At 32.1% G+C, this 26,862-nt stretch carries 16 protein-coding genes; all 16 read left to right on the top strand.

Translation table 11 applies throughout. The features are described from left to right. Positions 1-31 precede the first annotated feature (31 nt). The 16 genes from B5X49_RS01090 to B5X49_RS01015 all read left to right on the top strand — a co-directional run bounded on the left by B5X49_RS01090 (position 32) and on the right by B5X49_RS01015 (position 26,839). Positions 32-1,378 carry a glycoside hydrolase family 30 protein gene (locus tag B5X49_RS01090; protein ID WP_052670022.1) on the top strand — a complete coding sequence of 449 codons (1,347 nt, stop codon included), beginning with the start codon at positions 32-34 and terminating at the stop codon, positions 1,376-1,378. Positions 1,379-1,553: 175 nt separating this feature from the next. Then, positions 1,554-3,203, top strand: a complete 1,650-nt coding sequence (locus B5X49_RS01085) for an ABC transporter substrate-binding protein (RefSeq protein ID WP_045749358.1) — start codon at positions 1,554-1,556, stop codon at positions 3,201-3,203. A gap of 189 nt (positions 3,204-3,392) precedes the next feature. Beyond that, a complete protein-coding gene (locus B5X49_RS01080) occupies positions 3,393-6,287 on the top strand; it encodes an extracellular solute-binding protein (RefSeq protein ID WP_245943174.1) in 2,895 nt (964 codons plus the stop codon). Beyond that, positions 6,271-7,200: a carbohydrate ABC transporter permease gene (locus B5X49_RS01075; RefSeq protein ID WP_079560577.1), complete on the top strand. Its 930-nt coding sequence runs from the start codon at positions 6,271-6,273 to the stop codon at positions 7,198-7,200. Before B5X49_RS01080 ends, B5X49_RS01075 begins: the two co-directional genes overlap by 17 nt. Before the next feature lie 11 nt (positions 7,201-7,211). Further along, on the top strand, positions 7,212-8,087 hold the full coding sequence (locus B5X49_RS01070) for a carbohydrate ABC transporter permease (protein ID WP_045749356.1): 876 nt from the start codon (positions 7,212-7,214) through the stop codon (positions 8,085-8,087). Positions 8,088-8,095: 8 nt separating this feature from the next. Then, positions 8,096-10,132 carry a YIP1 family protein gene (locus B5X49_RS01065; protein WP_045749355.1) on the top strand — a complete coding sequence of 679 codons (2,037 nt, stop codon included), beginning with the start codon at positions 8,096-8,098 and terminating at the stop codon, positions 10,130-10,132. Further along, positions 10,119-12,647, top strand: coding sequence for a DUF5696 domain-containing protein (locus tag B5X49_RS01060; RefSeq protein ID WP_045749354.1), 2,529 nt, complete (start codon positions 10,119-10,121; stop codon positions 12,645-12,647). The genes B5X49_RS01065 and B5X49_RS01060 overlap by 14 nt, the downstream gene beginning before the upstream one ends. A 9-nt stretch (positions 12,648-12,656) precedes the next feature. Then, a complete protein-coding gene (locus tag B5X49_RS01055; protein ID WP_052670021.1) occupies positions 12,657-13,670 on the top strand; it encodes a carbohydrate ABC transporter permease in 1,014 nt (337 codons plus the stop codon). Beyond that, positions 13,660-14,787 carry a carbohydrate ABC transporter permease gene (locus B5X49_RS01050; protein ID WP_115734965.1) on the top strand — a complete coding sequence of 376 codons (1,128 nt, stop codon included), beginning with the start codon at positions 13,660-13,662 and terminating at the stop codon, positions 14,785-14,787. Before B5X49_RS01055 ends, B5X49_RS01050 begins: the two co-directional genes overlap by 11 nt. Before the next feature lies 1 nt (position 14,788). After that, positions 14,789-15,715, top strand: a complete 927-nt coding sequence (locus B5X49_RS01045) for a glycoside hydrolase family 16 protein (protein ID WP_045749353.1) — start codon at positions 14,789-14,791, stop codon at positions 15,713-15,715. Beyond that, entirely contained in the window at positions 15,712-18,816 is a 3,105-nt protein-coding gene (locus B5X49_RS01040) for a hypothetical protein (protein ID WP_045749352.1), read from the top strand. Before B5X49_RS01045 ends, B5X49_RS01040 begins: the two co-directional genes overlap by 4 nt. Positions 18,817-18,837: 21 nt before the next feature. Then, positions 18,838-20,685 (top strand): glycoside hydrolase family 3 protein, encoded by a 1,848-nt coding sequence (locus B5X49_RS01035; RefSeq protein ID WP_045749351.1) that lies wholly within the window; start codon positions 18,838-18,840, stop codon positions 20,683-20,685. 14 nt (positions 20,686-20,699) lie between these two features. Next, positions 20,700-21,704 carry a LacI family DNA-binding transcriptional regulator gene (locus B5X49_RS01030; protein ID WP_052670018.1) on the top strand — a complete coding sequence of 335 codons (1,005 nt, stop codon included), beginning with the start codon at positions 20,700-20,702 and terminating at the stop codon, positions 21,702-21,704. A gap of 106 nt (positions 21,705-21,810) precedes the next feature. Then, positions 21,811-22,467 carry an HAD family hydrolase gene (locus B5X49_RS01025; protein WP_045749350.1) on the top strand — a complete coding sequence of 219 codons (657 nt, stop codon included), beginning with the start codon at positions 21,811-21,813 and terminating at the stop codon, positions 22,465-22,467. Next, on the top strand, positions 22,455-24,602 hold the full coding sequence (locus tag B5X49_RS01020; protein ID WP_052670016.1) for an ABC transporter ATP-binding protein/permease: 2,148 nt from the start codon (positions 22,455-22,457) through the stop codon (positions 24,600-24,602). Before B5X49_RS01025 ends, B5X49_RS01020 begins: the two co-directional genes overlap by 13 nt. Then, positions 24,599-26,839 (top strand): ABC transporter ATP-binding protein/permease, encoded by a 2,241-nt coding sequence (locus B5X49_RS01015; protein WP_052670013.1) that lies wholly within the window; start codon positions 24,599-24,601, stop codon positions 26,837-26,839. Before B5X49_RS01020 ends, B5X49_RS01015 begins: the two co-directional genes overlap by 4 nt. The last annotated feature ends 23 nt before the right edge of the window (positions 26,840-26,862 follow it).

Raw genomic sequence — 26,862 nt, 5'->3', positions numbered from 1 at the left:
CAACCCACCTATAGAAATAGAGGAAGAACCTGTGAAAAAACTATATGATGTGAAGCATTTCATAACAGCTGGAAATAAATCAAAATTACTTAATGAAGAATTAGAAACATCTACAGAATTTGATTTAAATGTAAGTGGATTAAAAGTCACTATTAATCCCGAAAAGACTTTTCAGGTAATGGATGGTTTTGGTGCAGCAATGACTGAATCTAGTGCAATTGTTATTGCGAATCTTGAACCCTCTAAAAGAACTGAGGTCATGAATCAATTATTTGGACCAGATGGCATAGGTATTTCATTTATAAGAATTGCAATGGGGGCATCAGATTTTTCGCTGAATGATTTTACATATAATGACACTTTAGGGAATGTTACGGATTTAGATTTAGTCAATTTTACGATTGAACGCGATGAAACTTACTTAATACCGATTCTAAAAGAAGCACTTGCTCTTAATCCTGATTTACTGATTATGGCAAGTCCATGGTCAGCTCCTGCTTGGATGAAAGACAATAAAAACTTAAATGGTGGACGCTTATTAAGTCAATACCATGAAGTTTATGCAAATTATTTTGTTAAATTTATAGATGCATATAAAGCACATGGTATAGATATATATGCGGTAACCCCACAAAATGAACCTTTACATGAAACAAATGGTTATCCTTCAATGTATATGCCTGCGAGTCAACAAATTGAATTTGTTTATAAGTTAGGACAAGCATTTGAAAGAGAATCTATAGATACGCTGATATTTGCATATGATCATAACTGGGATAGAATGGATTATCCAATTAGTGTATTAAATAGTAAAGCAGCAAAATACACAGCTGGTGCTGCATTACATGGTTATGGTGGCAATGTAAGTGAAACCTCAAGATTAGAAAGATTATTTCCTGATAAGGGCATTTGGTTTACTGAAATATCAGGTGGATTATGGGCTACAAGCTTCCCTGATAATATTACATGGAATATGGAAAACATATTCATGGGTATGATTAACCGAAGTGCTAAAGGTGTATTGATGTGGAATATCGCACTGGATCAAGATAATGGACCTAAAAATGGTGGTTGTCAAAATTGTAGAGGTGTTTTAACATCCAATACAGAGACAAATACAGTGACCATGAATGAAGAGTACTATATCATAGGACATTTTTCAAAATTTGTTGAACGTGATGCTCTGAGAATTGAGAGTATTTCAAACAACGGAAATATAATCGTTTCAAGTTTTAAAAATCCAGATGGATCGATTGCAGTTATTGTACATAATAAAAATACATTTAATGCATCCATATTCTTAAATATTCATGAGTCAAGCCAACAATATAACATACCAGCAAAAGGTATTGCATCGTTTATTCTAACTGAAAAATAAAGCATAATTCCTACTAAAAATGCGTAAAATGTGATTATTGAGCATTTTTATAGGAAAACGCTTTATCTATTTACGAAAACGTTGTAAAAAAGTTTATATTTTTGTTGAAATCGTTTTCACATAGTGTTATAATAAAACTGAGATATAAATCGAAATCCAAATATAGGAGGGAAAAATGAAAAAATATCTTGTTACAATTATGTTACTCGCAGTAACTTTCATCTTAGTTGCATGTGGACCATCATACGCTGGTCTAGACACTGCTACTGAAGGTGAAATTACAATTATGTTATGGTCAGGGGATGGTCAGTTCTATGAAAATATCGGTAAACAAACGATAGCTGACGAAGACCTAACATCACAAAATGCTGCAACAATATATGCTGTTGCAAAAGCTTTTAATGAAGTTTATCCGAATGTAAAAGTGAACGTCATCACTAAGATTGGCGGTCCGAATGACAACGGAGTTAGTTGGTCACAATTCAGAGAAAACTTCGAATTAGAATATGGTAAAAAAGTTGACATTTGGGCTTCTACAGACTTAGTAGGGGAAGTAACTCGTGGTATGGTTGCTGACTTATCTGTGTTTAGTAATGATCCAATGTATCAATCTTTCAACCCAGGTATTATGTCCATGATGAACTATTATGGTGTACAAGCTGGTTTACCTCAATTCTTACAACCTTGGGGCGTGTTTATCAATAAAGAATTAGCTGAAAATAACAATATTGATATTCCAGAACCAAACTGGACAATTGAAGAGTATACAGATTTTGTTAGCCATTCAAGTCCAAACTCATGGTATGGTTCTATGGATACTCCTAAGAGCTTTATCTTCACTGGTACAACTACAATGGCTCAAATGCTTGTTGAACAACAAGGTGATGCTCCATTCTTAAACATGAATTCTAATGAAGTTCGTTCATTAATTCCATTAATTCAAGAATGGGCTGATCATTCAGTATGGCCACAATGGGATAAATCTGCTGCAACTGAAGTAGATAATAATTCTCCAATGAGACCATTTATGGATGCTAACGGTTGGTGGAGCTTCAACTTCTTCAAAAATGGTGCTTTATTAACACTTGATGGAGACCCTTGGATGTTAGGTGATGCTGCAAATACAACACCTGGACACTGGGGAGCTGTACAATCTAATGACTGGGATATTTATCCAAGACCAAGTACTGACTATGTAGACAATACAGTTGGTGTTGTACTTGACCCTCTAGCTGTTAGAAACTATGCTTTAGATGATTCAAATAAAGAATTATCTGAAGAAGAATATGCTAAATTACAAATAGCTTATACATTTGCATCATTCTGGATTGGTGATGACAGAGCATGGCAAGCACGTGCTGATCAACAATTTAAAGATGGGGAAACAATGAAAGTAGCTATTAATGACTCTGTTCCAACTGTTACTGGTGATGCATTCAACCGTCAAATGGAAATTTGGTTCAGTGCACCAAATCACTCAATTTTAGCAGATAAAGATAGATTCCCTGGATTCCACTTCATGATGGAAAAATTTGCAAACGGTAACGTTAAAGACGTTTCTGACAAAGCATATCCATGGTTCTATGATAAAGATGGTGTTCGTACAGAAATTCTTTATGAGTGGAATAACTTCAACTTACCATCCGTTTTAACTGGTAATCCTGAAGCAACTTCACCAAGAAGAACAGATGCTGGATTCACAGACGCAGTATTAGCTAAGTTACCTGAATGGAATACTCTAGCTAACCAAAGATTTAGTGCTGAAGTTGCTTTATTACAACAAGGCTTAAAGACTCACTACGGAAAAACTGACGCTGATTTTTAATAAATATAAGATACAGAAATAATTAATCTTTGTTATGTAGGCACTGGACTTATGTTTGGTGCCTTCATAATGATATAGGAGGTAATTTAAAACATGATGGGTAGAATTAAGCGTAGTTTTGTGTGGATATTCGCAACTTTAATAGTTATACTATTAATTGTGTGGTTTTCTGGAGGGACATCTATTTATGTGCCTACTGGCGAATTAACTCAAACACAAATCAATCAATCTACTGTAATGTTAGATAATGATTTAATGAATCCTAGATACACTTACGTCGATTATTTAAGCGATCATCAACAAAATGTTGATTATGGCTTAAGTAGTGTACAGGCCTCATTAACCAATCTTAACGCTACTTTAGATGATGAAATTGGTCAAAATGTATTAATAATGAATAAAGACGAAGTCGCTATATACGATTTTGTCGTTTCAGAGGAAGGCTATTATCATATTGAAGTTGATTATAAAGTAGCAGCTGCTACACTAAATCAAATAACAGTTGCAGTTAAAGTTAACGGTCAAGTATATTATGATGAAATGTCTACGATTGAAATTCCAATTATTTGGCAAGATGAATCTAAAACGTATTTAACAGATCGTTATGGTGATGAAGTTTTACCAAATCAAGTTATTGATGGTTCATGGCAATCCGTATCTTTATATAACAATACATATGTAAGTGTTGATCCGCTGCTTTTTTGGTTTAATGAAGGTAGCAATCTTGTAACTATTGAAAATACAACATCTTCAGTATTTACAATTTCGGATGCAAAATTAACTGCTCCTAAACAATATTTAACATATCAAGAGTATCAAACTCAAAATCCTGGAACTAAACATGATTCTATTGTTGACATTCAAGCAACAAACTATAAACAAAAGAATTCAAGTTATGTACAAGCTTTTGCTGAAAACAATCCAAGTCTTAAGCCGTTTGATTCAGTTTATAAAAAACTAAATATTATTGCCGGTAATACTTGGCAACTTTCTGGTCAATCTTTATCATATGACGTAGAGGTTGAACAAGCAGGGCTTTACAAGATTGCATTTAGATATTCCAATAATAAATTTGATTTCCCAGTCTTTAGATCTATTTATATCAATGGTGAGATTCCTTTTGAGGAAGTTAGATCATATGCTTTTGCTAATACTGCAACTAGCCAATGGAATGTAGAAACCTTAGGAAATGCTGAAGGTGAATTTTACTTTTATCTGAATCAAGGGGTTAATGAATTAACGATTAGAGCTGAAAGTGAACCTGTCCAAAATGCAGTAAGAAAAGTTCAACTAGTTATTGACCACATCAATACATTCTCACTAGAAATTAGAAAAATTACCGGTAAAGATATTGATAAAAATAGAACTTGGAAGTTTACAAATTTTATACCAGAAACTCCGCTTTATTTAGAAAGTTATATCATTTTATTAAAACAAGCTATTACTGAGTTATCTGTTTACGCACCTAATGGTTCTGCTTCAAGTACGATCAACAATCTACAAAAAGCATTATCAAGAGTAGAAAATATTTATGATGATTACGAAAGAATTCCACTATACTTAGATGATTTAGTGGGTGGTACTGGATCAATATCTCAATTTTTAGGTGATTCATTACAAACAATTACGAATCAGCCATTATACCTTAATCAAGTTCACATTTATAATAATCACACTTTAGCGAAAGCAAATGCAAACTTCTTTGAGGTTGTAGGATCTACTTTCCAATCATTCTTTGCAAGTTTCACCTCTAATAAATACTCACTGACTAAAGAAGAAGGTGTTGTTGATGTTTGGGTGAACCGTCCCATTACTTATGTAGATATGATGCAAAAAATGGCAGACCAAACTTTCACACCTGAAACTGGAATAAAAGTAAAAATTTCAGTTATGCCAGATCCAAATAAACTCGTCATGGCATCTGCTGCTGGTCAACAACCTGACGTGGCATTAGGTCTTGCAAGTTATATGCCTTATGATTTAGCAATCAGAAATGCAGCATATGATTTATCAAGTTTCCCTGATTATTGGGAATATTCAAGTCAGTTTGCACCTGGTGCATTTGTGCCTTATATTTTAAACGATAAAGCTTATGCATTACCAGAAACTCTAGATTTTAATGTCATTATGTATAGAAAAGATATTTTTGACTCTCTAAACTTCATGGTACCAGATACTTGGAATGAAGTAATTGATATCTTACCTGAACTTCAAAAATATGGCATGAATTTTTATCATCCGATTGCGGGTGGTGTAGCAATTAAATGGTTCTATCAAACATCTGGTTTTGTGTATCAATTTGGTGGAAATGTTTATACTGAAGACGGATTAAGAACAAATATCGCTTCAAAAGAAGCTGTACAAGGTCTAACATTCTTAAACCAATTATTTACAAATTATGCATTACCTGAACAAGTCGTTTCATTTTATAATTCATTTAGATACGCAACACTTCCTATTGGTATTGCAGACTTTGCAACATATCAATTAATTAAAAATGCTGCACCAGAACTCACTGGTATGTGGGAGATTGCACCATACCCAAGTATTACAACTGCGGAATATGGAACTAATCGTCATTACATTGCCAATGGTACAGCAGGTATGATTATGCAAGAAACTGATCAACCGGATGATGCATGGTCATTCTTAAAATGGTGGATGAGTACTGAAACTCAATCACAATTCTCATTTACACTACAATCAACCTATGGTCCTACATATGCATGGATTTCTGGAAATATTAATGCATTCATTGAATCACCATTCCCAGAAAAACATAAAGAAGTTATTTTAGAACAAATCAAGTGGTTAATTGACGTTCCTAGAACTCCAGGTCAATATATGTTAGAACGTTCAATTTCTGATATATGGAATACTGCTGTGTTTGACGGTACACCAACGGGTATCGCTATCGACCGATATACCATTCAAATTAACCGTGAAATGCGCAAAAAGATGATCGAATTTGGATTTTTAAATACAAACGGTGATGTCATTAGACCATATACCATTAGAGATATCCATTGGGTAAGAGAGCAGATGTTGAATGCAAGTGGAGGCTATCATGGATCAAACGATTAAACTTAAAAAAGAAAGTTATAACAAAGCAAGATTCAAAGATGGGCTAACAGTGTTTCTAATGTTAATGCCTTATGTCTTGTTATTTAGTTTATTTATTGCTTTTCCAGTAGCGGTCGCCATATTCTTATCACTCACGTCATTTAACGTTATTGAAATGCCGTCTTTTATAGGATTAACAAACTTTATTAATATTTTTACTCAAGACTCTGTATTCTTTAGATACATTTTACCGAACACATTGATGTATGCATTACTTGTGGGTCCTGGTGGATACTTATTATCCTTTATTCTTGCTTGGATGCTTGCTCAAATTCAAAAAGTACCTAGAACAATTATTGCACTTGCTGTCTATTCACCTTCGATGGTTGGTGGTGTATTCATTTCAGTTGTTTGGAGAACACTTTTCTCTGGTGATGAATCTGGATATATCAATGCAATTATGATGGATATGGGTATGATTGATCGTCCAATTCAGTTTTTACAGTCACCTGAATACTTAATGCCAATTGTTATTGTCGTTGCATTATGGAGTAGTATGGGTGTTGGATTCTTAGCAATGTTAGCAGGGATTTTAAATGGTAATGAAGAATTATACGAGGCTGCCTATATTGAAGGTATTAAAAATAAATTCCAAGAAGTAATGCATGTAACCATTCCAATGATGAAACCACAAATGTTATTTGGTGCAGTTATGGCAATTGTTTCTACATTTACAAATGGATATATAGGTGTTGCGTTGTCAGGTTCTAACCCAACACCACAGAATGCAGCACAGCTAATTACCAATCATATTGATGATTATGGATTTATTAGATATGAAATGGGATATGCAGCAGCTTTATCAGTTGTCTTGCTCTTACTCATTTGGGTATTCTCCAAAGTAGCTTATAAGCTCTTTGCAGATAAAGATTGAGGAGGTAATATATGAGCTTTCAAGGAACTAAAATCAATCCAACAAGTTTTAGCAAATCACAGATTCCGTTTTATATTATCTTAATACCAATGGCTATATTTATGCTACTTCCGGTTGTATTCATTTTTAACCAAGCATTTAAGCCATTGGATGAGTTATTCTTATTCCCGCCTCGTTTCTTTGTTCAAAACCCAACATTTGATAACTTTAACCAGTTATTTAGAACAGCAACAACAACTGGTGTACCACTTGTAAGATATTTATTCAATACATTACTGATCACAGTTATCTTAGTTTTCTTAACTATTTTCATCAGTGTTATGACAGGGTATGTATTATCTAAAAAACAATTTAGGGCTAAAAAGGCATTATTTGGTTTAAACCAAACAGCTTTAATGTTTGTTCGTACTGCAGTTGTAATTCCAACCTACTTTATCATTGTTCAAGTTGGATTAAACAATAATCCTTTAGTACACATTCTACCTTATTTAGCGGTTCCTGTGAATGTATTCTTAATGAAGCAATTCATTGACCAGGTCCCAGATCAAATTTTAGAAGCCGCAAGAATAGATGGAGCATCTGATATACAAATTTTATTTAAAATCATTTATCCATTAACAAAAAATGCAATAGCAACCGTAGCAATTCTGACTTTCCAAGCAACTTGGGGAGCTGTAGAGGCATCCAACCTTTACATTCAAGATGAAACAATGAAGTCATTTGCATTCTATTTAAATACATTAGCTGTTGCAAATACTGGTTCAGCACTGGCTGGGGTAGGTATGGCTGCTGCAGCTGCACTTATTATGTTCTTACCGAATTTAATCATCTTCATTATCATGCAATCTAGAGTCATGAATACAATGGCTCATGCAGGAATTAAGTAGGTGATGACATGAGAAACATAAAACGTATTATTATAATTATATTAACAATATCACTTCTATTTATGACGATTCAAACATCTTATGCATCAAGTGCTACAAGTTATACAATGACTTTAAATGCTAAAGGGCAATACGTTCATACTCAGGATGCATATCTTCCAGCAAGAACAACTATGGAACTTCAATTAAATGCTCCAGAAGATATGATATTTGATGAAGATGGATATTTATGGATTGCAGACACGGGTAACTTACGTATTATCAAGTACGATACAAGACAAAACCAAATGGTTTATTCATTAACACATCCCGATTTTAGAGCACCTAAAGGCGTCTTTATATCATCAAGAGGTATATATGTTGCAGATTCTGCTGCACAAAAGGTTTTCAGATTCGATGCTTTAGGTACTTTAATTGAAACATTTAGCAGACCAGATTCTATCTCATTTGGAAATACGAATTTTGCACCTAATAAACTTGCTGTAGATAATAGAGGAAATATCTATATTTATGGTGAAGGTGTATCAAATGGTATCATTCAACTTTCAAATAGTGGAGAATTCTTAGGGTTCTTTACAACGAATCGAATTCAACTTTCTCCAATACAAGAATTCCAAAGACTGATTCTAAGTCAAGAACAGTTTGATAATATTGTAGCAAGAGACCCACAAACATTCTCAAGTATATTTATTGATAAAAACTCAATGATTTACACAACAACAATGAGTACATATCGTGCTGCAGTCAAAAAGCACAATACTCAAGGTGGTAATATCTTTAGAGGTGTCATTAGTTTTGATGATGCTAGAGATATCTATGTGGATGAACAAGGTATTGTATATGCCGGAATGCAATCTGGTGTAATATTTGTTTATGATCAAGCAGGTGACTTTATTTTCAACTTTGGATCAAGTTCAAGTGACCCAACACAATCACAAGATGTCTCAGGTGTATTTAGTAGATTATCTGCAATTGCTATAAGAGATGATGGATTTATCTTTGCACTCGATGATTCCAAGTCATTCTTACAATCTTTTGAACCAACTGCATATGCTAAAGAAGTATACCGTGCAATAGGACTATATGACGCAAGACAATATAGTGATGCAATTCAAGCTTGGAAAGATGTACTTAATTTAAACCAAATGTCAGTAATTGCACACAATAATATTGCAAAATCTTATCTACAATTAGAAAATTATGAACTTGCAATGCATCACTTTGAACTTGCTGGTAATCGAGGTGGTTATTCTGATGCATCATGGGAAGTTAGAAATGTAACACTTCAAAGTTATTTAGGTTTCTTTATTATAGGTATGGTTCTACTTTACGCAAGTTCAATTGTTCTTAAAAAAGTTGACCATAAAACAGGCGTGATTAAAAGTTCATTAGCACCTGTTAAGAAATTTATGGGTAAGAAATTTATACAAGATATATTATTTATGTTTAAAGTTATGAGAAGACCAGTGGATAGTTTTGAGGATTTAAAACGTCATCAAAAAGGATCATTAAAAGCTGCAATCTTACTCTATGCACTCATATTTATTTCATTTATATTCTTTAATACATCCAAAGGATTTATTTATCAATTCATTGCTGTTGAGGATTTAGACTTAACTGCACTCGTTTTAGGTTTCTTTGCAGTCACTTTATTGTTTGTAATTTCTAACTATTTAGATACATCCATTAATGATGGTATTGGAACCATTAAACAAATCTTTATGATGTTTATATATGCTTTAAGTCCATTATTCATTGCACTCATATTGGTGACTGTTTTATCTCATGTCCTTACGTATAATGAAGTATTCTTCTTAGATTTTATTATGAATATTGGTATGATTTGGTCATTTGTCTTAGTATTCTTAGGAATCAGTGAGATACATGAATATACAGGAAAAGAAACATTTAGAAGTATCATAATGAGTTTATTATTCGCACTGATTATGGTTGTTGTAATCATCATTATTATAACAATGTGGCAACAACTCTACTTATTCATAGAAGCAATCCTTAAGGAGGCGATTAGAAATGCGTTTAGTTAAGAAAATATTCATATTAATTTTCATATTAGTTATCGTAAATGCAACGGTACATGGTTTCTATGTTGAATCCAACAAAGATACAAAAAGACCTCCTGAAAGTGTAACAGTCGTGCCACTTAATACTGATGGATATACACAAATTCAAGAAAATGAAAACTTCATTTATTATTATAAAAAACATAACGGTATCTTGGCTGTGTATGATAAACGTAATAACTTCACTTGGAAGAGTGGAATCGATCATGATTATGATCAATTTATCGAGCAAACTGTTGAGTTATTTTTGGAACAGAATCCAAATGCTACAGATGAAGAACTATTAGCATTAGCAAAACCATTAGAAGATCAAATGAATACAACCAGAGAGGGTATTGGTAACTCAATGGTATTAATTGAATACTTAAACCGTGAAAATGTGACAAGACCGCTTGTTCAAACAGGTAGTAGTACAAAAACATTTATCACTGCACCAGATTTAAGTAATCCAGGTTTTGAAAGTGTTCAAGAACGTGTATCGAACTCTGTAGATACAGATGTTTTAAGAATGGTCAATAATGATCCAAATCATTATCGTTTAGATTTTAAATTTAAAGCGATTAATGTAGACTTAAAAGTTCATCTATATTTTGATTTAGATGGATATAGCGTAGAAATTAGAGATGATGAAATCGAAGGCGATGATGTAGACTTAATCGGTTCTATCGCAATCAATCCTTTCATGGGTTCCTATGGTGGTAAGATTGTTTTACCTGAAATCGAATCTGAAACAATTGATACAGATGAAGGTCCAGTAACAATTAAGGAAGTAGTTTGGAATCAAGTAGTTCAAAAGCCAAGAAATCCAGGATACATATTTGTTCCAGATGGTAGTGGAGCACTGATTCGTTTTGCAGATTATTCAACTTCACTCCAAGGTTATACTGGTAACGTTTATGGTCAAGATATTGGGCAATTACCAAGTCATCAAAGAACTGAACCTAATTATGTACCATTTAAGGAACCTACAATGCCAGTTTTTGGTATATCTTATGGTGATGGTACACAAGCAGCATTCTTAAGTTATACGACAAAAGGTGCTGAATACATGCAAATTTATGCAAGACCTTCCAATTCAGCTGATAGTTATAACTTAACAGACTATATGATCGCACATAGTCGATACTTATTTAATAAACCATATACTCAAGTCTATAACCAATCAGGTGCAAGTTATCAATCCTTATTTAAGGAAAGAAATCACTTTGATATTCGTCAGCATTATGTATTACTTGCTGGCGATGGGTCAAACCCAGAAAATCCTTATGCTGCAGATTATGTTGGTATGGCATTAAAATATCGTGATTATTTATCAGATGCATCAGTAGGTATTTTAGATCTTGAACGTAGTCAAGATGCAAATATTCCATTAAGAGTTGATTTCTTGATGAGTGATGCTAAAAAATCACTCATTGGAATAGAGGATATTGTCACTACCAATGTATGGCAAGTTAAAGTGATATTAGATGAACTCAGAAATATGGGCATATCCAATATGAACTCAGGTGTATTGGGTTATCAAAAAGGTGGAGTCACCTTAGGACGTAAATCTCATCCTGAATGGGTCAGTCATATAGGAAGTAAAAATGATTTCACTAGAATTGTTAATGAATTAAATGATTTAGGAATTGATTTGTCGATTCAACAAGAATATACAACAATATATGAAGAAAATGTTTTCTTAATTGGTAATGCAATGAAACATATTGGTGGATGGTATGCGAACCAAAATATTAGAAGAGCAACCGGACCAGTATCTAGAAAATATTATGCAACCCCTTGGAAAGTATCTGAATGGATTACTGGAACAATTAATGAAACCAATCAAATGGGATTTGAAAGCTATACGTATACAGGTGTTACAAATCAACTGTATAGTCATTATGAAACAAGTGATTATGTTGTAAGTGTTACAGATTCTATCAATATTTATCAAGAAGCATTTGATCGTATGCCTGATGCATTAAAAATAAATGGTGTTACACCTAATATGTATTTATGGAAATATATGGACAGACACTTACAAACACCAATGTTTAATACGCAACACTTGATCGAAACAGATACAGTTCCATTCTTACAAATGGTATTAAACGGATCTATGGAACTTTATGCAACATATTCTAATTTCTCATTCTATGAACAAAGAGATATCTTGAGAATGGTTGATTATAATACATACCCATCATTCATATTAACGTATGATCCTGCATATAAACTTGTATCAACAAATTCATCTGATTACTATTCAACAGAATATACGTTATATAAAGATTTAATTCATGATATTTATCTACAAGTTAATGGTGCTTTAGCTTCTGTTCAACAAACATTATGGACAGGACGTACTGTACTTGCACCAGGTGTTATATTAAATACATATGAAAATGGTATTAAAGTTGTCATTAACTATACAGATGAACCATTTATATACCAAGGAACAACAATCGATGCACTCAATTATAGAGTGGTAATTTAAGGAGGATATATGGCTAAGTCAAAAGTAAGAAAACCCGTTAATCAAAACGTAGCATATCTATTCCTTTTACCTTGGTTATTTGGATTTTTAGTATTCGTTTTATATCCATTCTTTAATACAATATGGTTAAGTTTTAACCAAGTATCTAAGGATGTTTATGGATGGAATTATACACTTATCGGTATGGAAAACTATGTTACAGCATTCTTTAGAAATACAGAGTTCAATCAGCTAGTTGTATCCTTTATTTCAATGGAACTCGCTTATGTTCCAATGATTTTGGTCATTTCGCTGATTTTAGCAATATTACTTAATACAAAAATTAAGTTTAGAGCAGGATTTAGACTTATATTCTTCTTCCCTGTTGTTGTTATGAGTGGACCTGTAATGACACAACTTAGAAGTTCAAATACGATGCAATTAATGGATATTTCAGATTTATTAATATTTAGAATGATTGACAATATTTCACCATTCTTTTCAGATATGTTGATGACTGTCTTTGATAATTTTACACTGATATTATGGTTTACTGGGATTCCGATTGTTTTATTCTTAAATGGACTACAAAAAATCAATAGTCAACTATATGAGGCAGCACAAATTGATGGTGCAAACTCATGGCAAATGCTATGGAAAATTATGCTTCCAAATTTAAAATCAACAGCTTTAGTTGTTGGTATTTATACTGTTGTTCAAATTGCAATATTTGAGGTTAATCCAATTTATAACTTCATGATTACAACAATCAACTCAAATTATACAAATGGATTAGGATTTGCAGCCGCAATTGTCCTTATTTACTCACTCATTGTATTAATCTTAGTCTTAGTCATGTTCTTGATTTTAAGAGATAATGAAAAATTAAATTATGAAGAATCCTTAAAAGAAAAACAACAACGACAAATCGATAAGGTTGCCAAATTACAATTGAAACGTGTTAGAGAAAATGAAAGTTTCAAAGATTGGGCAATTCGAGTATTTAAAGTGAAAAAGAAGGAGGATACAAAAGATGATGAATAAAATGATTCAATATAAAAATCAAACTGTATCCATCTTTAAAAAGGCTGTAGATTTTGTCAAAAGTGATAAGTTAAAGAAATTAATCTTTGGTCATTCAGCAGCTAAAGGATTTATTGGAAAACTCTTAGTCTATGTCTTATTAATTGGGATTAGTTATGTATTCTTATTCCCTATTATGAGAATGATTATGTTATCTTTTATGTCTCAAAATGACATATTAAACCCAGAAGTATCGTGGATTCCTAAGGAATGGACCATTAACAATATGGTCGTATCAAATTATGTCTTAGGATTATTGCCACCTTCATGGTTTGCAGCTGACTTAAGTTTCTTTGATCGAGTTTTTGGAACTTTTTCAAATCCAGGAAATCTATTTAAGAGTATCTATAATATTTCTATTCTAGCAATCATTCAAACAATCATATCTGCATTAACAGGTTTCGCATTTGCAAGATATAACTTCAGATTCAAAAAAGTTATGTTTGTCATGTTGTTATTATCTTTTATTATTCCTTTACCAATGTTAACAATTCCAAGAATTATGATGATCAGTGGTATACAAGAGAGTTTCTGGCTTCCATTTTATGATGCATTATTTGCTAATAATTTCTTAAGTGGATTCTTTAATAGAACTTTATTCTCAAGTTTAATGCCACAAATCATATTCTCATTTGTTGGACAAGGTATTAACTCAGCAATCTTAATCTTAATATTTTATAACTTCTTTAAGATGATTCCTATTTCCTTAGATGAGGCTGCCAGAATCGATGGCGCCTCATCCCTACAGGTTTTTTGGCACATTTATATTAAGTTAGTAATTCCTATTGTTTTAATCGTATTCTTGTTCTCATTCATTTGGAACTGGAATGATATTTATTCAGCTACCATCTTTTACAGTTCTAACAATCCACTGATTGTTATGAGATTAAGTCTATTTGATTCTATATTTGCTGATCAAGCAGGTAGCGCACCTGGTGATGTTGGTATGGGACTTATTAACGAAGGTTATAAATCTGCTGCAACATTCTTATCCATTTTACCTTTATTAATACTTTATTTAGTTGCTCAAAAACAATTTATTGAAGGTATTGAAAGAACGGGTATGACAGGAGAATAATATGAAAAAATTAATGATGTTTTTAACGCTAATCGTTTTAGTTTCAACACTTATAGCATGTAAACCTGAAGAAGAACCCATTGTTGAAGAGCCACCTAAAACATACAGTAAAATATATGGTTATGAATATGACCCTGAAGCAATCGATGATTATGAACTCGTATGGAGTGATGAATTTGATTATGAAGGTTTACCTGATTCTACCAAATGGAACTATGATGTAGGTGGACACGGTTGGGGTAATAATGAGTTACAATTTTATACAAGCACCCAAAATGCGTCCGTTTCTAATGGCATTTTAACCATAGAAGCGAGAAAAGAAGACTATCCATCCACTGAGAATAAAACACATAGTTGGACCTCTGCGCGTATGGTCACAAGAAATAAAGGTGATTTCAAATGGGGAAGAATAGAAGTAAGTGCTAAACTACCTACGGGTAAAGGTACTTGGCCAGCAATTTGGATGTTGCCAACTAATTGGAGTTATGGTGATTGGCCAAATAGTGGGGAAATTGACATCATGGAACACGTTGGATATGATCAAAACAAGATACATGCAAGTATCCATACAGAAGCTTATAACCATGTAAAAGGTACTCAAAAATCTGGACAAAAAGTTATTCCAACTGCTTCAACAGAGTTTCATGTATATAGTGTGGAGTGGTTTCCTGATCAAATGATTTTCTCTATTGATGGTGAACCATACTTTACTTTTGATCCATTTAGATTTGTGAGTGAACCTAAAAACAGACATTGGCCTTTTGACCGTAAATTTCACCTATTACTTAATATCGCAATCGGCGGAAATTGGGGTGCTGCACAAGGGATGGACCCTGACCTTAATTATGCAAAAATGGAAGTTGATTATGTAAGAATTTATCAGTCACCAACCATTCAGAACTTGAAAAGGAATATACCACAATCATGAAAAACTATCAAATAAAAACCAAAGAGTTTATTTTTGAAAATTATCATAAAAATAAACCTTTCGCATCCTTTTTACCTGGAATTGCAGGTAAAACCGGTGTACCTATGTGGACATATTATGTCAATAGAGGACAATTAATATCCTCTTTTGGTATTGAAAATAAAGATCATGCATTACTTGATTTTACACCAGCAAATTTAAGTTATCAACAAACGCCATTAAAAGGATTTAGAACGTTTGTAAAGATAAATGGTAAAGCATATGAACCTTTTGGACTAGAGGATAGTTCAAGAACGCTTAAAATCGGAATGAACCATGTATCGATTACGGATCAACATAAATTATTAGAAACATCAGTTAAATATTTTAATTTAACAGAAGAAAATTTTCCTGGTCTCGTTAGAAAAGTAACATTTAAAGCTAAAAAAGATATTCAACTTGAAATTCTAGATGGTTTAGCAACTATTTGGCCATATGGAACAAGTTTATTTGTACAAAAAAATATGGCTAATTTAGCTGTTGCTTGGTTTGATGTATTTAATACTGAACATAAGATGCCATTTATGAAAAACAGATCCACAACTGAAGATTCAGAAGAAGTAGGGACTGTTGAACAAGGTAATTTCTATGTTACAGTGGATGAATTCAGTCAAAGACTTAAACCTATTTATGATCCAACACTCGTATTTAGACAACGTACTGACCTTATTTTGCCTGATGGATTTAATGCATCAAGTTATGAGGACTTTATAAAAGAAGAACAAGTTTCAGTAAACCAACTTCTATCAGCATTTAGCACGAATAAGGTAGAACTCAAGAAAAATCAATATTACACATTTTATACATTACTCGGTAGCTATGAGAATTTAGATGGTTTAAATGAAGTATCTCAATCATTTACTTTCGAATACTTTAAACAAAATGAATTAAAAGCACAAGAAGTCATTGAGACTTTAACACAACCACTTGAAGTTAAAACAAGTCATCCAATCTTCGATGCTTATATGAAACAAGCATTCTTAGATAATCTCTTGCGTGGTGGATATCCATATTTATTTAAATCTAAAAACGGATACCATGTGTATCATACATTCTCACGTATTCACGGTGATATGGAACGTGAATATAATAATTTCTATGTAGAACCATCGTTCTTTTCACATGGTAATGGAAGTTATAGAGACGTTAATCAAAATAGAAGAAATGATATTTATTTTGTTAAAGAGGCGGGTTTATTTAACCTAAAACAATTTATTGAACTTATTCAACTTGATGGACATAATCCATTAACCATTCAAGGTAGTCGATTCCATTTAGATGATAAATCTAGAAATTTACTTGTGAATAAGTTAAAAATAAGTGATACATCCTTTATAAAGACACTTGAAAGAGGATTTACTCCGGGTGAAATCTTTAAGCATGCCTTAAAACGTTCAAATAATAAAGAACAAGCATTATCAGAATTAAATCAAATTTTACAACAAAGTGAACAAACCACTGAAAGTAGTTTTGGAACTGGATATTGGTCTGACCACTGGATATATAATTTGGATTTATTAGATTTATATTTAAATATTTATCCAGATAAATTAAAATCCATGTTATTTGAAGAAACTGTTAGATTCTATCAATCTCACATGAGTGTATTTCCAAGAAGATATAAGTATGTCATCAATCATCAAGGTGAGGTGCGTCAATTAGGTGCAATGTATCAAGATGATGAAAAGATTAAGAAACTTGGATTAAAACAATCTACAAATTTCCATAAAGATTCTGATGATTCAGTTGTTAGAGTCAATCTATTTACTAAATTCTTTCATCTGTCTTTAATCAAGTTTAGTAGTCTAGATCCTATGGGTATGGGGATTATGATGGACAGTGAAAAACCAGGTTGGAATGATGCCATGAATGGCTTACCTGCAATCTTTGGTTCAGGATTAACAGAAACGATTAATCTTTACAAACTCCTTAATTATCTTCATACATGGATAAAGAATTTCGGTGAAGAGACAATTGATATTCCAAAAGATATCTACGTATTTATGGAAAACATCATCGATAGTATGCCACATGGATTTCATAAGATACAAGATGCTAGAGAATCATTTGATGAGAAAACACGTTTCGTAATGGATAAAGCGAGCGTTCATGTAGATTTAGATAGTTTAAAAAAACCAATTCAACAAATGATTGAATTTGTTGAAAAAGGGTTAGAAGAAGCTAAGAAATTAGGTCATGGACTCATACCTACATACTTGACATTTGAAGCTTTGGATTACCATAAAAACGGGTTAAAACATCCTCATCTCAAATTAGATGCTGTCGATGTGAAATCCTTTAAAGTTCGACCACTTCCAGCGTATTTAGAAGCACCTGCCCACTTTATGAAGAGCTTAGCAACTAAAGAAGAAGCATTAAAAATGAGCAAACTCATTGATCAAAGTGGAATCTATGATGAAAAACTAGGTTTATATAAAACATCTGCATCACTTGAGACAGAAACACTTTCTATAGGCCGTGCACGTGCTTTCACTCCAGGATGGTTAGAACGTGAAGCATCATTTGTTCATATGAGTTATAAATACTTAATTGGTTTATTCAAGAGTGGATTATATGATCAATATTATGAGGCAATTAAAACAGGTATGATTCCTTTTATGGATCCACTTGTTTATGGAAGAAGTACTTTAGAAAACGTAAGTTTTATTGCAACAAATAATAATCCAAACCCTAAGAATCATGGTAGAGGCTTTGTAGCAAGATTAACTGGAACAACATCTGAAGCAATTACTTTACTTTATCTCATGTTTATTGGAAAACATCCATTTACATATGAAAATAACACATTAAACTTTAAAGTTTCACCGAAACTGAAGGCTTGGTTATTTAAAGATGGTCAAGTATCGATTAAATTCTTAGGAAAAACTGAGATTATTATCTTAAACCCTAAGAATCAAGATACGTTTAATCAAAAAGTATTAAAATATGAACTTATCGGTTCAAAAGCTAAGTTTGTTGTTGAAGATGATAAAGTTTCAAATGAACTTGCAGAAGATATTAGAAATGAGAAGTTTAAAAAGATAATTGTCACATTAGGATAATTGTTAAATAAGGGGAAAATAATGCTTAAAAAAATCATACTAACACTTACAGTGATCATACTTTTCACGTTGGTTGCTTGTGTAGAAAACCATGAAGAACCACCTATTGTTGAGGATGACTATCCAGATGCTTCACTATCCATTGATGAAAAAATCGAGTGGTGGCTTGAACGTTTAACAGTTGAAGAAAAAGCTGGACAAATGGTTCAAGGAGAAAGATCCAATAATAATGGTCAAACAGGTGTCACACCTGCGATGGTTAGAGACTTAAACTTAGGTTCTGTTTTAAATGGCGGTGGAAATGTACCTCCACAAAACAATGTAAGTAGTTGGTACCAAATGTATCAATCAATGTTAAATGCATCCTTACAAAGCTCATCTAAAATTCCAATCATTTATGGTGTTGATGCTGTTCACGGTCATGCGAATTTGCAAGGCGCGACAGTATTTCCTCATAATATCGGTCTAGCAGCAGCTAATAATGCTGAGCTTATGAAAGATATTGGTGAAGTGATCGCATATGAGGTGAGTCAAACAGGTCTTACATATAATTTTGCGCCATCCATCGGTGTAATTAAAGATAAAAGATGGGGAAGAACATATGAAACACTAGGTGAAAATCCTCAGGTAGCTGCAAATTTAGTAGGTCCTTATATTGAAGGAATTCAATCTTATAATGTAGCAGGTTCAGCAAAACACTTTGTTGGAGATAGTTATACAATTTTTGGAACAGGTTTAGATGGTAAATTAGATCGTGGTAACTCAATTATTACACAAGAGGAATTAGAAGAAATTCACTATCCACTTTATCAAGCAGCTATAGATGCTGGTGTTAAAACAATAATGGTTTCTTATAGTAGTTTAAATGGAGTTCGTATGCATGAAAATAAAGAACTTGTTACAGACGTTTTAAAGGATGAATTTGGCTTTAAAGGCTTTGTAATGGGCGATTATAACGGTATTGATGATATAAATGCTACTACATTTAATCAAAAAGTGATAAAATCAATTAATGCGGGTGTGGATATGCTGATGCAACCACATAACTTTGAGTCAGTGATCAATGTGATTATTGGGGCTGTAAATTCTAATCTCATTTCGATGGAAAGAATGGATGATGCAGTTTCAAGAATTCTAAGAGTTAAATATGAAATTGGTCTATTTGAAGAAAAAGAACGTATTGCATCGGATCTTAGAAATGAACATGCTTTATCCATAGCTAGACAAGCTGTTCGTGAATCTATGGTCTTACTTAAAAATGAGAACCAAGTATTACCATTAAATAAATCTCAAAGTGTGTTATTACTAGGACCTGGAAGTGATAACATTGGAATACAATCAGGTGGTTGGACAATCACTTGGCAGGGAAGTGACCAACTTACAATACCTGGTCATACCATTAAAGATGCTTTAGAAGAAGTAATGGATGGAACTGTTTACACATCCATAGATGATTTAGATAAAGCAGATGTTGTGATTGTTGTATTAGCAGAAAAACCACATGCTGAAATGATGGGAGATTCTTTAGCTTTATCACTTATAAGTGATACAGCATATACGAGTAACTTAACGTATTTAAACCAAATAAAGGATATTGAAAAACCAGTTTTAGCAATGTTAATTGCATCAAAACCATTGTTAGTAAATGATTATATAAGTGATTTTGATGCGTTTGTGATGCTGTTCTTACCAGGAACAGAGGGATTAGGTATCACAGATGTATTATTAGGAGAACATGATTTTAAAGGTAAATTACCTTATACATGGCCAAAAACTCTTGAACAAGCACATCATACATATATGGACAATGGATATAATCCAAATGATTATCAATTTCCATATGGATTTGGACTAACCTATAATAATTAAAAAGGAATGATAATATGGTAACAATAGGCGAAATAGCAAAAGCTGCTGGCGTCTCTGTTTCAACGGTATCTAAATCATTAAATGGATATCAAGAAATAAGTGAAAAAACACGACAAAAAGTAAAAGATGTTGCTGATAAATTAGGGTATACACCTAATGCAGCAGCTCAAAGTTTGGTATTAAAAAAAGCCAATACTTTAGGTGTGGTTTATGAAGTAGAACACGGTTTAAAAAACCTGTTTTTCGCCGCTGTTTTAGAAGCATTTAGAAGATATGTTCAGTCTAAAGGTTACGATATTTTATTCTTATCAAACAATACGGAAAGTAAATTTGACTATTTAAAACACTGTCAGTCTAAAAATGTAGATGGAGTTTTAGTTATGTCCACTGATGAATCGTATGACTCTGTTAGAAAATTAGTAGATTCTAAACTTGCAGTTATTACATTGGATCCAAGAGATTCAACAGATAATTCAATTTATTCAGACTCTTATCACTCCATCATTAAGTCCACACGTTATTTATATGAACTTGGACACAGAAAGATTGCATTTATAAATGGTAGTTATTCGAATTTTGTAGGTCAAGAACGTCTCAAGGGTTATTTACATTTTATGCAAGAAAAGGGTTTAGAACCTATTTACTTAAAAGATCATTCAAACGAATCCTATACCTTCCATGAAGGTTATCAAACCATGAAATTATTGTTTGAAAATTATGGTCTACCTGATGCTGTTTGTACAGTTTCAGACTTAATGGCCATGGGGGCAATTTCTTATCTTCATAATCATGGATATCATGTACCTAACGATGTTTCAGTTATTGGATTTGATGATCTAGATATTTGTCAAATATGTACGCCTCAACTCACAACTGTACGTCAAGATTATGAAAAGATTGGAGTCATGGCTGCTGATGCTTTATTCCATATGCTTGATCAGAACGTAAGACAACTTGAACCTATGATTATCGATACATCCATTGTTGTTAGAGATTCATGTAAAAAGAGAACTGTATGACAATTAAGAATCCTTCATCTCATATGAGGGATTTTTTATTATAACTATTCATAAGGATTTATTCATAAATGTTATAATATAAGAAAAGTCTATAAAGGAGCAACCATTGATAAGAACAATTATATTTGATTTAGACGGAACTATTTTAGATACCATCCAAGATTTAACGAATGCTGTCAATTACACATTAAATCAATTCAAACTGCCTAATATAACAAGTGTTGAAGCAAAATCATTTTTAGGTTATGGAGCTAGTTATTTACTTAATCAAGCAAAAAAGACGAGTCCAATACACACTGAAGATCTTTTAAAAATATATATTCCTTATATGGAAAGTCATAACCAAATTGAATCTCAACCTTATGAAGGTATTATGGATTTATTGAATGAACTAAAGGGTAAATATCGATTAGGAATTGTTTCAAATAAACATCAAGAAGCATTAGATATGGTAGTTGATAAATATTTTAAAGGATATTTTGATGTTGTCATAGGCGATCAAGTTAATCAACCTAAAAAACCAGATCCATATCCATTATTAAAAGCGATTCAAGATTTAGATTCATCTATTCATGAAACATTATATATTGGGGATACAGAAGTGGATTTAAAAACAGCAAAAAATGCGCATGTCAAAGTAGTTGCAGTCACATGGGGATTTAGAAGTCTTGATGAATTAAAGAGAGAAAAACCAAATTTTATTATCGATGAACCAAAACAACTGAAGGACTTGATCAAAGGGGAAAATGCATGTCAGTCATAAAATTAGAAAATGTTAGTAAATTTTATAAGTCGGGAGAAGGTGTATCCGTTGGGATGCAAAAAGTCTCTCTTGAATTTAATTTAGGTGAATTTGTAGCCGTAGTAGGTGAATCTGGTAGTGGTAAATCTACGCTTTTAAACGTTATTTCCGGACTTGATTCATATGAAGATGGTGAGTTATATATTCAAGATGAGGAAACCTCTCACTTCTTGATTAAAGATTGGGAAAAATACCGTGCGAAATACATCGGGTTTATTTTCCAAAGTTATAACATTATTGATTCATATACGGTATATCAAAATGTAATGCTCGCACTTGAGATTCAAAACTATCCAAGTCAATTAAGAAAAGCAAGAGCTTTAGAATTAATTGATAAAGTTGGATTAACTAGTCATAAAAATCACCGTGCTGCAAAATTATCTGGAGGTCAAAAACAACGATGTGTTATTGCAAGAGCACTTGCAAAAGACTGTCCAATTATTGTTGCTGATGAACCAACAGGTAATCTAGATTCAGAATCTGGTAAACAAGTCATTAATTTACTGCATGAAATATCCAAGGATAAACTGGTTATACTAGTTACACATGATTACGACCAAGTTCAAGATATTGCAACTAGAAAAATCAAAATGCATGATGGTGAAGTCGTTGAAGATAAAACATTTAAACCTAACACATTAATTGAACAAAAACCAGAAGTAACAGTCAATTCAATGCAATTCCGTACATTGATGCGTTTTGCATTAAGAAATATACTAAGTATGCCAAAAAGATTTTTCTTCTTTATGTTACTTCAAATTATGATTATTACCACCTTTTCATTGATCTACTCAAATTTGATGTCATCTGCAAGAAATGAAACCTTTGAAATGGGTTTTGGTGGTAATTATAATAGTTATTTTAATTTTTCTACAGACCGTATTTCTGATAATAGAATGATGGTTTTAAGAAAAGATGGTTCTATCATGGATGCATCAGACTATAATCATTTAAATCAATTTAGTGATGCACTATATGTATATAAAAATGTTACATTTATGGACAATAGTTATGTCTCAGATATGAACTATTTAAATGTTGAAGGACGATATATTTATAACTATTCATCTAAATTTGATTCAATTAAGACGATTCAAAGCGCACCACAGTTTTTAATTGGTGGTTCTATCAATAATTTAGATGATCACGATATTATCGTATCCAATTCATTTAATGATATTGAAATCAATGATCAAATAAAAATGACAAGCAGACAGCGCATCACTGAGTTTCATATAGCAACATTTGAACCAGCAAGCGAGTCTCTACCTGATCGATATACATGGCCTGGTTTTGATTATAATATGCAATATGAAGCAGAACTGACAATTTATGATAGTGAAGGTAACTATGTAAATTATTATACATATACGAATTATGTTTATGTAGAAGAGTTGGAACAAATATTTACAAATTTCGAAATTGATTATATTACTGTAGATGTCATTAAAACGATTTATGAAGAAATATCATTTAATGTTAAAGGATTTTATAATGATAATCTAAGTGGAACGATTTACTTTTCTGATGCATTATTAGAAACGAATAGTTATGGGTATGCAATGAGCGTAATATCGAGTAATTCTATAGCAGCTGAAAGACTCTTTAATCAAATTGATAAGAGTGTATATCGAGTGATTTACCCTAGGTTAAATAGAGATGCAGTATCACAATTATTCGCACCTCTAAACTTAATCATTTCACTATTTTATTACGTATTAGTTTATTTCTTTGGAATATTCTTCTACTTTATATTATTTTCAGTCATGAAAAATGTCATGTCATCCAGAAAGAAAGACTTTGCAATATTTAGATCCATAGGTGCAAATGAATCGAAATTAGGTATGTTAGTGATACTCGAACAACTCTATCTCATGTTCCTATCCTTTATCATTTCTATGGTGATTATTACAGTCATCAGATACTATGATTTCTCAACAAATTTCATCATGCAACAAATGACTTTTACAGATTATATCATTTTATTAATTACATTCACTTATCTATCAACATGGCTAGCTAGAAGATTCAATAAAAAGACATTTAAACTATCAGTAATTGAAAATATTACTGAAAGTAAGGAGGAAGGTCTATGATTACGGTTAGGCATTTAGATAAACACTTTAATAAAAATAAACGAAATAAAATACATGTACTTAACGATATTTCACTTGATTTCCCTCAAAAAGGTCTAGTTGTATTATTAGGTCCATCGGGTTCTGGTAAAACAACCTTATTAAACGTTATAGGTGGTCTGGATAAAGTTGACAAAGGTTCTATTATTTTCTTTGATAAGGAGATCAATCGTTATCAAGCTAATCTTTGGGACAAAATAAGAACTGAAGACGTTGGTTATGTGTTCCAAAACTATTATCTTATGTCCAGTATAAGTGTATTTGATAATGTAGCATTTGTTTTAAAGATGATGGGTATCCATGATAAAGTTGAAATAGAAAAGAGAGTTAATTATATCCTAAATCAAGTAGGAATGTACCGTTTTAGAAAGAAGAGAGCCTCTCAACTTTCTGGTGGACAACAACAAAGAGTTGCAATCGCAAGAGCATTAGTCAAAAATCCTAAGGTAATTATAGCAGATGAACCAACAGGTAACCTTGATAGTAAAAACACGTTAGAAATCATGAATATTATTAAGTCAATATCTTTGAATAAGCTAGTTATTCTTGTTACACACGAAAAAGATATTGCTAAATTCTATGCAGATAGAATTATAGAATTAAAAGATGGAATGATTATTGATGATTATGTCAATGGATTTGATCAAGAACACAATTTTTCTAATGAAAATGTTATATATCTTAAAGACTTAGAAGAAAAGACATCACTTAAGAATGATGTATTGGATTTTAAAGTTTATACAGATGATGAAAACATTGACCTTTCAGAAGTTAAATTAATTATTAAAAATAAGACGATTTATATTGATATCAAGAGTTCTGTTGATAAGATTAAACTCGTCAATGAAGATTCTCATATACGTATCAAAAATGAAAAATATAAAAAGAAAACTAGAGCTGAAATGCTTGAGACAACTTTTGATGAGAATCTATTAGATCACAGTGAATTACATAAGCAAAAAAGACTCACCATATCTTTTAAGAATAGTTTTTGGATTGCATTAAGAAAAGTGTTTAACTTTGGGCGAAAAGGAAAACTTATGATGGCTATATTTGCTTTCTCTGGTATGCTCATGGCCTTTTCTATTGTTAACTTATATACGATTTTAAGAATGGATTATAGAGAACTGATATCTAAGGATGAAAACTATATTGAAGTAACAAGAGATTATGATAGTGAAAAAACACTATCTGAAATGATTTCAGACTATAATAGTGCGTCTGGAAATACATTATTAGTTAATTTTAATCAGTATTATTTTAGTGAAATTAATATTGTGTTACCTAATGATAACTATAAATTAATAAGTTCCACGAATATCATGTATGATTATTTAGATATTATTGAATCTGATGAAATTATACATGGACGCATGCCTACATCAAATGATGAAATCGTCATTACATCAGGCATATATGCTCAAGGTACAACAAGTGATACGAATTTTACTGAAGTAGGAATTTGGTCATTAAGTGAACTCTTAGGTGAAGTCATAAGCATTAGAAATCCGAAAGACAGTACCTATGTACAATACAAAATCGTTGGTATTGTCGACAGACTTTATAAAGCTATGTATTTTGTCGATCATTTGGATGTCTATCGTTTTAGGGGAGGGGATCCTATAAATGAGGATATTTCTAGAAACGAATTATTTGAATTAATTATAAATTCAGGTTCAAAACACGTTGTTTATGGAGAAAACACATCAGAATTTTATCAAAACCTAGTAAATCTTGGTTATGATGTTAAAATGTCATCCAGTGATGCAATCATTCAAAATGATATACGTATTCAACAAGGATTAGCAGCCAATTTATTATCTAGCTTATTCCTTGTGGGTGGTGCGTTATTAGCATTCTATTTTGTTATGAGATCATCGATGATTTCAAGAATATATGAAATATCTGTATACCGTGCTTTAGGTGTAAGGAAAATCGAAATTTATGGATCTTTTGCTGTTGAAATTGGTTTATTAACCTTAATATCTTCATTCCTAGGATTTGCATTTATGAGTACGATACTTGCATCAATTGCTAGTTCTGATTTACAAGTTCTATTTGATTTTAGAGTTGATGCGTTTATAATTTTACTCGGTTCAATATTTGTATTTGGGTCATATTTAATAATTGGCATGCTTCCAATGACACTATTACTTAGAAAAACACCATCTCAAATCATTAGTTCATACGATATGTAAAAAGGTATACATTGAAAAAGAAG

The sequence above is a fragment of the Acholeplasma oculi genome (assembly GCF_900166985.1).
Classification (GTDB): domain Bacteria; phylum Bacillota_I; class Bacilli_A; order Acholeplasmatales; family Acholeplasmataceae; genus Acholeplasma; species Acholeplasma oculi.
The sequence above is the reverse complement of the archived record's forward strand: the minus strand, read 5'-3'. Positions and strand labels throughout refer to the sequence as shown.